This is a genomic window from Paenibacillus radicis (ex Gao et al. 2016) (assembly GCF_014641555.1).
GTDB lineage: Bacteria > Bacillota > Bacilli > Paenibacillales > Paenibacillaceae > Pristimantibacillus > Pristimantibacillus radicis.
The window spans coordinates 445,025-454,641 of record NZ_BMHY01000002.1; the positions used below are offsets into that span (position 1 = coordinate 445,025).

General features: G+C 51.0%; 6 protein-coding genes. All 6 read left to right on the forward strand.

Annotation, left to right across the window (positions count from 1 at the left end; all coding sequences use genetic code 11):
* Nucleotides 1-429: ABC transporter permease subunit (locus tag IEX98_RS29105; RefSeq protein WP_229692037.1), on the forward strand; the 429-nt coding region annotated here is incomplete at its 5' end.
* Between the two features lie 12 nt (nt 430-441).
* Nucleotides 442-1,326, forward strand: a complete 885-nt coding sequence (locus IEX98_RS07470) for a carbohydrate ABC transporter permease (RefSeq protein WP_188888295.1) — start codon at nt 442-444, stop codon at nt 1,324-1,326.
* Between the two features lie 48 nt (nt 1,327-1,374).
* Entirely contained in the window at nt 1,375-3,903 is a 2,529-nt protein-coding gene (bglX, locus tag IEX98_RS07475; RefSeq protein WP_188888296.1) for a beta-glucosidase BglX, read from the forward strand.
* Nucleotides 3,904-3,929: 26 nt separating this feature from the next.
* Nucleotides 3,930-6,224, forward strand: coding sequence for a beta-glucosidase family protein (locus IEX98_RS07480; RefSeq protein ID WP_188888297.1), 2,295 nt, complete (start codon nt 3,930-3,932; stop codon nt 6,222-6,224).
* Between the two features lies 1 nt (nt 6,225).
* A complete protein-coding gene (locus tag IEX98_RS07485; RefSeq protein WP_188888298.1) occupies nt 6,226-8,202 on the forward strand; it encodes a beta-N-acetylhexosaminidase in 1,977 nt (658 codons plus the stop codon).
* 176 nt (nt 8,203-8,378) lie between these two features.
* Nucleotides 8,379-9,113 carry a GTP cyclohydrolase II gene (locus IEX98_RS07490; protein ID WP_188888299.1) on the forward strand — a complete coding sequence of 245 codons (735 nt, stop codon included), beginning with the start codon at nt 8,379-8,381 and terminating at the stop codon, nt 9,111-9,113.
* Nucleotides 9,114-9,617: the final 504 nt, after the last annotated feature.

A 9,617-nucleotide genomic window follows, 5' to 3' on the forward strand; every position in this document is an offset into this window, starting at 1 on the left:
TACATCCTGACGTTTATTCATTTATGGAAGGGAGCGGGATACTCCTGCATCGTCTTCCTGGCCGCTATTATTGGCATTGATCCTGAGTACTATGAGGCTGCAAAGCTGGATGGAGCCTCCAAGTGGATGCAGATTCGCACGATTACGCTGCCTATGATTACACCCGTCATCACGATGCTGGCGCTGCTTGGTGTCGGACGCATTTTCTACTCCGACTTCGGGCTGTTCTATCAGGTGCCTATGAACTCAGGGGCGCTTTATGAGACGACGAACGTTATTGATACTTACGTCTTCCGCGGCCTCTTGCAACTGGGTGATGTCGGGATGTCGTCAGCAGCCGGATTTTATCAATCGGTCGTAGGCTTCATATTGGTGCTTGGTGCCAATGCAATTGTTCGGAAATTCAACAAAGAAAATGCCTTGTTCTAAGGAGTGATTATTGTGGACAAAGAAAATCGAGCATGGCAATGGGCGTCCCATATCATAATGATTGCGTTGTCCTTATTATGCGTATTGCCGTTTATCCTTCTCTTTATGGCGTCGATCACAGACGAAAAGGCTATCGTCTCCGAAGGATATTCGTTCTTTCCGACGCAGTTCAGCTTTCAGGCCTACAAGTATTTATGGATGCAGGCGGACCAGATTTTGCGTGCATACGGAATTACGGTTATCGTAACCGTCATCGGAACGGCGAGCAGCCTTCTGGTAACTTCCCTTCTCGCATATCCGTTGTCCCGCAAAGATCTGCCTGGCGGCCAGACGGTTGCCTTCATCGTATTTTTCACCATGCTCTTTAATGGCGGCCTGGTCCCGACCTACATGGTGTACACACAATTGCTTGATGTGAAAAACACGCTGTTTGCATTGATTGTTCCGTGGCTGTTAATGAACGGTTTCAACGTGCTGCTGATGCGGACCTTCTTCAAAACTACAATTCCAGTCGCCGTACTGGAATCGGCTAGCATTGACGGTGCGGGGGAGTTCAAGACGTATTTCCGAATTGTCATGCCGCTGTCGCTGCCTATTCTCGCTACCGTAGGCATGTTCCAGGGGCTCGCGTATTGGAATGATTGGAATAATGGCTTGGTCTTCGTCACGAAGCCGGATCTATTCAGCCTTCAGAACATGCTGAACCGGATTATGAGTGATATCCAGTTCCTAAGCGCCAACAGTAATGGCAATGTCAGCGAGAGCCTATCGCAGATGCCAAGTGAGACGTTCCGCATGGCCATTGCGGTTATCGGTGTAGTGCCGATTTTGGCCGCTTATCCGTTTTTCCAGAAGTACTTTGTCAAAGGGATGACAATCGGTGCTGTTAAGGGATGACTCGCATCCCTTAATGCTACCTGTGATAAACAAAAGAGGGGGAGCGTCATGATCGGATTATGGCATGCCATGATCGAAGGACCCGGCATGAAAATGAAAGTACAATTCAAGCTGGCGAAAAAATCATCGTATACGTTGGATGTTGTTTGCGCCCCGCTGCCTCTGCCGCTGAAGGTTACGAGCATTGAGGTAGAGGGAAATATAGTTCGCGGCGTTGGCCATGTGTTCTGGAGCCCGGAAGAGAGCTGGAGCGTTCAGCTGGCGTTCGGAGAAGAAGCCTTCGAGGGAGAATTATATGTGCCTAAATTCGGCAAGTTCCCGCTGCAAGGTCTGCGCGGAAGCGGTCCCATGCTGTCGGAAGCGATTATGACGCAGTTGGAACCTTACCGGCGCGTCTCTCCCATTCCCGAACGCTCTGACGAAGATATACGTCTGGCTGTAGATGAACTGCTAAAGAAGCTGTCGCTGGAAGAGAAGATAGGACAGATGTTTCAATGCATGGCGTCAAATTTCTCATTTGGCGGCGCCATCGCCTCCGACCCGCCGGAGAAGCTTGTGAGCGAAGGTAGAGTGGGTTCAATTTTGGGGGCATTTGATATCAGTCGCGTATTCGAGCTGCAGAAGCTTGCTGTTGAGCAATCTCCGCATGGCATTCCGCTCTTATTCAATGCCGACATTATTCACGGCTCGCAGACGATTTTCCCCGTGCCGCTCGCATGGTCCTGCAGTTGGGATGAGGAAGCGATTCGCCGCGCTTGTGCAATATCTGCCAAGGAAGCAACGGCGTCCGGCATTATTTATAATCACGGGCCAATGGTTGATGTCACGCGAGATCCCCGGTGGGGGCGTGTTGTTGAAGGGGCCGGCGAGGACCCTTATCTCGGTTCGGTAATTGCGAAAGCCCAAGTGGAAGGCTTCCAGGGTGAAGGCTTGTCCGATCCGGAGACGCTTATTGCCTGTCTCAAGCATTTTATCGGATATGGAGCAGCGGAAGGCGGCCGGGATTACAACACCGTCGACATCTCGGAGGGGACATTGCGTAACGTTTACTTGCCGCCGTTTCGTGCGGGTATCCAAGCTGGAGCCGGCTCAGTGATGAATGCATTCAACCTTTTTCAAGGCGTACCTGTTGCAGCAAATCGTTTTGTCTTGAAGGAGCTGCTGCGAGATGAGCTGGGCTTTGATGGTGTACTCATATCGGATTACGGTTCGATTGATGAGATTGTACACCATGGAAACGCCAAGGATAACGAAGAGGCTGCACGGCTTGCAGTCAATGCCACGATGGACATCGAGATGGTGACGCGCTCCTTCGAGGCGCTGCCGAGGCTTGTTGCAGAGGGTAAACTGTCCGAATCGCAGATTGAAGAGGCTGCCCGTCGTATTCTGACGCTCAAGTACAAAACCGGTATTATGGATGATCCGTTTCGCTATATACGTCCGGAAAAAGAACAGGAATATCATTTCCACCCCGATCATCTGATGGAGAGCCGAGAGATAGCACGCAAATCGATTGTGCTGCTGAAGAATAACGGCGTTTTGCCTATGACAGCTGGCAGAGGAAAGGTCGCGCTTATCGGACCTTTTGCAGATAGCCGTGACTTGCTTGGACCCTGGCAGTTCTCACGCTATGAGCATGAGACTGTCACCCTATATGAAGGTCTGGAAGGCAAAGGCTTCGGTACGAATCAGCTGCTCTACGCCCAAGGGTCCGAGGTGAATGCGCCTCTCGAGGGCGGAATTGAAGAGGCTGTTGCTAAAGCTGAGCAGGCCGATATTGTTGTATTGGCGCTTGGGGAGAGCAGCTCGATGTCGGGAGAAGCGGCGTCGCGGATGAGCATTGAGCTTCCAGAAGCTCAAATGCGTCTGGCGGAGGCAGTAGCAGCTCTCGGAAAACCGACGATTCTAGTGCTCACCAATGGCCGGCCGCTCGTGCTCCAGTGGTTCGAGACGCACCCTAATGTCCATGCCATTGTAGAATCGTGGTTCCTTGGTTCTCAGGCAGGTCATGCTATCGCAGATGTACTGACAGGCGGCTATAATCCATCGGGAAGATTGACGATGAGCTTTCCTGTCCATGGAGGCCAAGTGCCGGTCTATTACAATCATTTCAGCACGGGACGCCCAGTTACAGCTGCGAACAAACAGGAGAAATACATTTCCAAATATATCGACGGGCCAAATGATCCGCTTTATCCATTTGGTTATGGACTTAGTTATACGCAATTTGCTTATTCTGATTTGCGGCTTTCCTCGGACAAACTATCGGCCTCTGGAGAGCTGCTAGCGAGCATTACCGTTACGAATCAGGGGAAAGCAGCTGGAGAAGAAACGGTGCAATGGTACGTGAACGATTGCTATGGAAGCGTCGTAAGACCGGTCAAGGAGCTCAAGGGATTCCAGAAGCTTGCGCTAGAGCCTGGTGAAAGCAAGGAAGCTGTACTCCGGATAACATCGTCTGATCTGGCATTCTGGTCAACGGGCGAAGGAGAAGTTGCAGAGAACGGATCATTTGTACTGTTTGTTGGCCCTAATAGCAGAGATACATTGTCAGCCGAATTTGAGCTGCATGACTAAGTAATGTGTGGGAGGATATGGAGAATATGAGCGAACAACGGGATATTAAAGAAATTATTGTACAACTGACGCTGGTAGAGAAAGCGAGCCTTTGCTCGGGTGCTGACACTTGGCATACCAAGGGCATTGAACGATTGGGCATTCCTTCCGTAATGGTAACAGACGGTCCGCATGGGCTGCGCAAGCAGCAGGCATCGGCTGATCACCTCGGTCTGTTCAACAGTGTGCCTGCTACTTGCTTTCCATCTGCCGCCGGGGTAGCGAGCTCTTGGAACCGCGAATTGATTGAACGGATGGGCCGGGCGCTTGGGCAGGAATGCCAGGCGGAGAATGTGGCAGTATTGCTCGGTCCGGGTACGAACATCAAGCGTTCGCCGTTATGCGGCCGGAACTTTGAATACTTTTCCGAAGACCCTTATTTGTCAGCAGAGATGGCGGCTCATCATATATTGGGCGTACAAAGTGAAGGAGTAGGCACTTCCTTAAAGCATTTTGCCGCGAACAATCAGGAGCATCGCCGAATGACATCCGACTCTGTCATAGATGAGCGCACATTGCGCGAAATTTATTTGGCAAGCTTCGAGGGAGCAGTCAAAAAAGCGCAGCCGTGGACTGTTATGTGTGCGTACAACAAAGTGAATGGCGAATTTGCATCCGAAAACGAGAAGCTGCTGACCGATGTTCTGAAGCAGGAATGGAACCATGACGGATTCGTCGTGTCGGACTGGGGAGCGGTGAACAAACGGGCTGCCGCTTTGTCAGCAGGCCTTGAACTGGAGATGCCATCGAGCTATGGAGCGGGTGAACAGCAAATTATTGAAGCCGTTCAACAGGGAACACTGCCGGAGGAGAAGCTGGATAATGCGGTTGAACGGCTGCTTCGAATTATATTCAGATCGGTGGATGAACGAAAACCGGATACGATCGTAAATTATGACGCTCATCATCAATTGGCGCGTGAAATTGCCAGAGAGAGCATGGTGTTGCTGAAAAATGATGACAGCGTTTTGCCGCTTTCCCGTGGCGGTAAAATTGCCGTCATTGGCGAATTTGCCAAGCAGCCTCGCTACCAAGGCAGCGGCAGCTCGCAGATTAAGCCAACCCGGATTGATGACTTGATCGAGGAGCTCGTTCAGTCTGCTGGAGCCGGTACAGAAATTGTATATGCACAAGGTTATGCACTGAACCAGGAGCTTGCCGATGAGAAGTTGACAGAGGAGGCGCTCGCGATCGCGGCAGAGGCTTCAGCAGTCGTATTCGTTGCAGGATTGCCAAGCAGCTACGAATCGGAGGGCTTTGATCGTAAGCATCTGCGAATGCCTGCCAACCAGATTGCACTTATTGAGGCAGTTACCGCCGTACAGCCTAATCTGGCTGTTGTGCTGTGCAACGGAGCACCGGTCGAAATGCCGTGGCTAGACAAGGCCAAGGCGGTGCTGGAAGCGTATTTGGGTGGACAAGCGCTCGGTGGCGCGCTCGCCGATGTGCTGCTGGGGAATGCGAATCCATCAGGCAAATTGGCGGAGACGTTCCCGGTACAGCTTAGTGACAATCCGTCCTATCTATTCTTTCCAGGCGAAGGTGACCGTGTTGAATACCGGGAAGGCTTGTTCGTCGGATATCGCTATTATGATAAAAAACGTCTGCAGCCGCTTTTCCCGTTTGGGCATGGCCTTAGCTATACGACATTCACTTATTCGAACTTGCGGGTAGACAACACCTCGATTACGGATGAAGACACGGTGTCGGTACAGGTTGATGTGACAAACTCAGGAGCGGTTGCCGGACAGGAGATCGTACAGCTTTATGTGCGCGATGTAAGCAGCCGTGTCATTCGGCCTGAGAAGGAGCTTAAAGGCTTTAGCAAGGTTGAGCTTGCACCGGGTGAGACAAAAACAGTGAAGATGGTACTGGATAAACGCAGCTTTGCCTATTATGACGTGGAGGCTTGCGATTGGATTGTGGAATCGGGCGAATTCAAGCTGCTGGTTGGGCGTTCCTCGTCGGATATCGTTCTGGAAGAAGAGATTACAGTGCGTGCCGTTCATCCTTTCCGAAGAACGTTCGATCGCAATTCTACGCTAGGTGATTTGAATGAAGCTGAGGGCGGCAAGGAGATCGTGGATAAGCTGATTGCCCAACTGCCGTTTGCTGCTGCGCTTAAGGGCGAGCACGAGGCGATGGTCAGAGCGTTCTTGGACCAGATGCCGCTTCGCGGCATGACGTCATTCAGCAGCGGCGCGATCACGGAGAAGGATATTGCAGATATTCTGGCAACGTTAAGCGGGCCGGATACAACTCTCAATTTAGGAGGGAACTAACATGTCTATACTGAATAAGCTCTACCCGAGACCTCGCGGGTTTCAATTGACCGGCGGCCGTTCAAGTCTGGGAACGGCATTTGCTGTGACGGCGCGGGATGAGGAAATGAAGCGTTGGGCTGATGGGATTAACATGGAGCGCCGTTTGTCGGCAGCGCTCAATCGGATTGCGGGGGCAAGTATAGGTCAGACCTCTTCAAAAGACGCTGCCGTTACCGTTACAAAGGTAGAGCTTGCATGTGTGTCCGGTATTCATCCGCAGGGCTACAGCATGACTTGGGAGGGGGGACTGCTGCGTATTGAGGCAAGTGCAAGGATTGGTTTGCACTATGCTGTGCTTACCGCCGAGCAATTGCTGGAACGAAGCGGACTGGAATGGGAGCATTTTCATATCGAGGATGAGCCGGATTTTCCGGTGCGCGGCTTTATGCTGGATATCGGACGTAATAAAATTCCTAAGATGGACACCCTGTTCGGCCTTATAGACACCTTATCCGGTCTTAAAATCAACCATCTGCAGCTCTATATGGAAGGCTATCCCTTCAGCTACTCAGCCTATGCCGGGCTGTTCCCGGATGCGACACCGATTACGGCGAAGGAATATGAAGAGCTGGATGCCTATGCAGCGAGCCGATTCATCGATCTTGTACCGAATCAGAATTGCCTGGGTCATATGGGAGATTGGCTGGCGAAGCCGGAGCTCCGTGAGCTGGCGGAACATCCGGATGGCATGTCACCGCCGATTCCGCTGCCATTCAAACTGCCGCCTACTACATTGAACCCAACCGATGGCCGATCGTTAGAATTGGTTAAGACGATGCTGGACGAGCTGCTGCCGCTGTTTTCCTCAGCGTATGCTAACATCAACATGGACGAGCCTTTTGGTTTGGGCACCGGCAGCAGCAAGGCACGCGCCGAGCAAATTGGCGTTGGCAAGCTTTACATGGAGTATGCAGACAAAGTGATCGGGCTTGTCCAAAAGCATGGCAAAAAAACGTTGATGTGGGGCGACATCATAGCGAAGCATCCGGAGACGCTGCCGCTTCTTCCTGCAGACGTTACCGTGCTTGATTGGAACTATGATAACTATCGTTCCTTCGAAGCTAGCGCCAGAAGACTGCAGGAGAGCGGGGTTCCGTATTATGTTTGTCCGGGTACGAGCACTTGGGCAGCGATCACAGGCCGGACAGACAATATGCTGGATAATATCGCTGATGCAGCACGCTGTGGAGCAGCTTTCGGTGCTGGCGGTTTTATCATTACAGATTGGGGCGATTCCGGGCACTGGCAGACGCTGAATGCAAGCTATCCGGGTATCGTATATGGTGCAGGCGCCAGCTGGCAAGCTGAACGCAATATCGAAGAAATAGAAGGCGCAGAGCAATATATTTCGGATGTAATTCTGAAAGACAGCACGGGCAGTATCGGCAAGCTGCTGTTCGAGCTTGGGCGATACTACCGCTTGGAGAACAGTTCGCTGGACAATATGACCTATACGAGCTATTTGTTGAACCGCGGTTTGTCAACGCAGGAGAAGCTGGAAACGGAAACGAACGCAATGATGGAGCTGTACAAGGAAATTGGCGCTCGCGGGGGGCCTTTCCTGCTTGATTATCGCTATGCAGAGATGCTGAATTGGCTCTCCTCCCGCAAGCAGCAATTGGAGCAGGTCCAGCTTAACCTGCCAGATGCGAATACGGTAGTGGAGGAGCTTAAGCTGTCCGTTGCTCTTATTGAGCAGGGGGTTGGCCTTCACCGCTGCGTTTACCGGATTGAATTGCCGGACGATGCGGCAGAGCAAGCTCTGGTCGTTCAGTTGAAGGAACAGTTGGAGCAGACCATCCATGAATTCGAACGTCTGTGGCTGCTTCGCAACCGTGCAGGAGGTCTTGCCCGCAGCACGAAAGCCCTTTATAAACTGCTCGGCCAATATGAAGAGAAGCTGAAGGCTTTTGCTGAAGCTAGTCAGATGGAGTAGCCCGTATCATCGTAAACCAAGGTTTTATAGAAGAGCAGCTTTCCTGAGTTCAGGGGCTGCTCTTTTTTTGCGTGAAGGTGAAGCAACGGATAGAGATAGCATAGCCAGAGGCAGGCCGGTGCACCCTACATTTATTGAGAGTGAGTGCAAGATGAATCGAAGGGCGGGAATAGCGAGTGGAACAGAAAGTGGTATCAATACTAGACGATAAAATAAAACATATCGGCAGCGAAAAGGGCGAAATATATTTAGTTGGCCCGATTCAGCTTCCCATTAATTTGGACGGCGAGACGGCGATTTTTCACTGGTACTGCTGGCTGTTGTGTAAAGAGGATTTAACCGATATCGAAGGTATTATCCATAAGCTGTCATCGGTCAATCTGGCGGAAATGCAGCAATCCAGCGTACTCGTTTATGGAGATTTCGAGAAGGCGGAGGATGCATATATTCGGATGCACAGCATTTGCCACACCGGCGATATATTCGGCAGCAAGCGCTGTGATTGCGGCTTCCAGTTGCATCAGTCTTTGAAAATGATCGTGGATCACGGTACGGGAGCTTTGTTCTACTTGGCAAATCACGAAGGACGGGGAATCGGGCTGTTCAGCAAAGCGATGGCCTATTTGCTGCAGGAGCGGGGGTACGATACGGTAGAAGCAAATCTAAACCTTGGTTTTGTGGACGATGCGCGCAACTATGGGGATGCGATTCGCGTGCTGCGAGCGCTTAGAGAGAAGCAGGTGAAGCTCATTACGAACAATCCGAAAAAGCTGGACGCGATGCGCTCGGCCGGGCTGGAAGTAGCAGGGCGTATAACACTATGGGGCGATGTGTCGGAATATAACGAGAACTACTTGCAGACCAAGGTCAACCGCTCCGGCCATTTACTGAGCGGCTGTCCGAATGAATAAGGGCTAAGGAACCCAAGTGACGTGAGACCCCGGCAGGGGTCTTTCTTATGTAGGGTCACAGGTTACAGGTCACACTACACACTGCTTCCAAGCCTCTCCCATACTACGGAACCAAACAAAATGCAAAAGTGCATTTTGATGACCCTCCAAACGACTCAAACAGAGGGTCAAAATGTAAAAATACATTTCAAATCCCTCATTTCTGCTCAAATGACACTCTTTGAGCCAATCAACCTGCACATTTGCATTTTGAAGCGATAAATCACGAAAAAAACGACTGACAACATGTATTTTTACATTTTGATATCTGAGTCACTCCCTCTAGCATCCTGGCTCGCCCACGAGCCGAGGAAAGTATTGTACAACGGCTGATGACCGCGGCACGAATCAAATTTCGTACCAAACGTAAACGTCGCACGATAGCGCAAACTAACTAACTAACTAACTAACTAACTAACTAACTAACTAACTAACTAACTAACTAACTAACTAACTAACTAACTA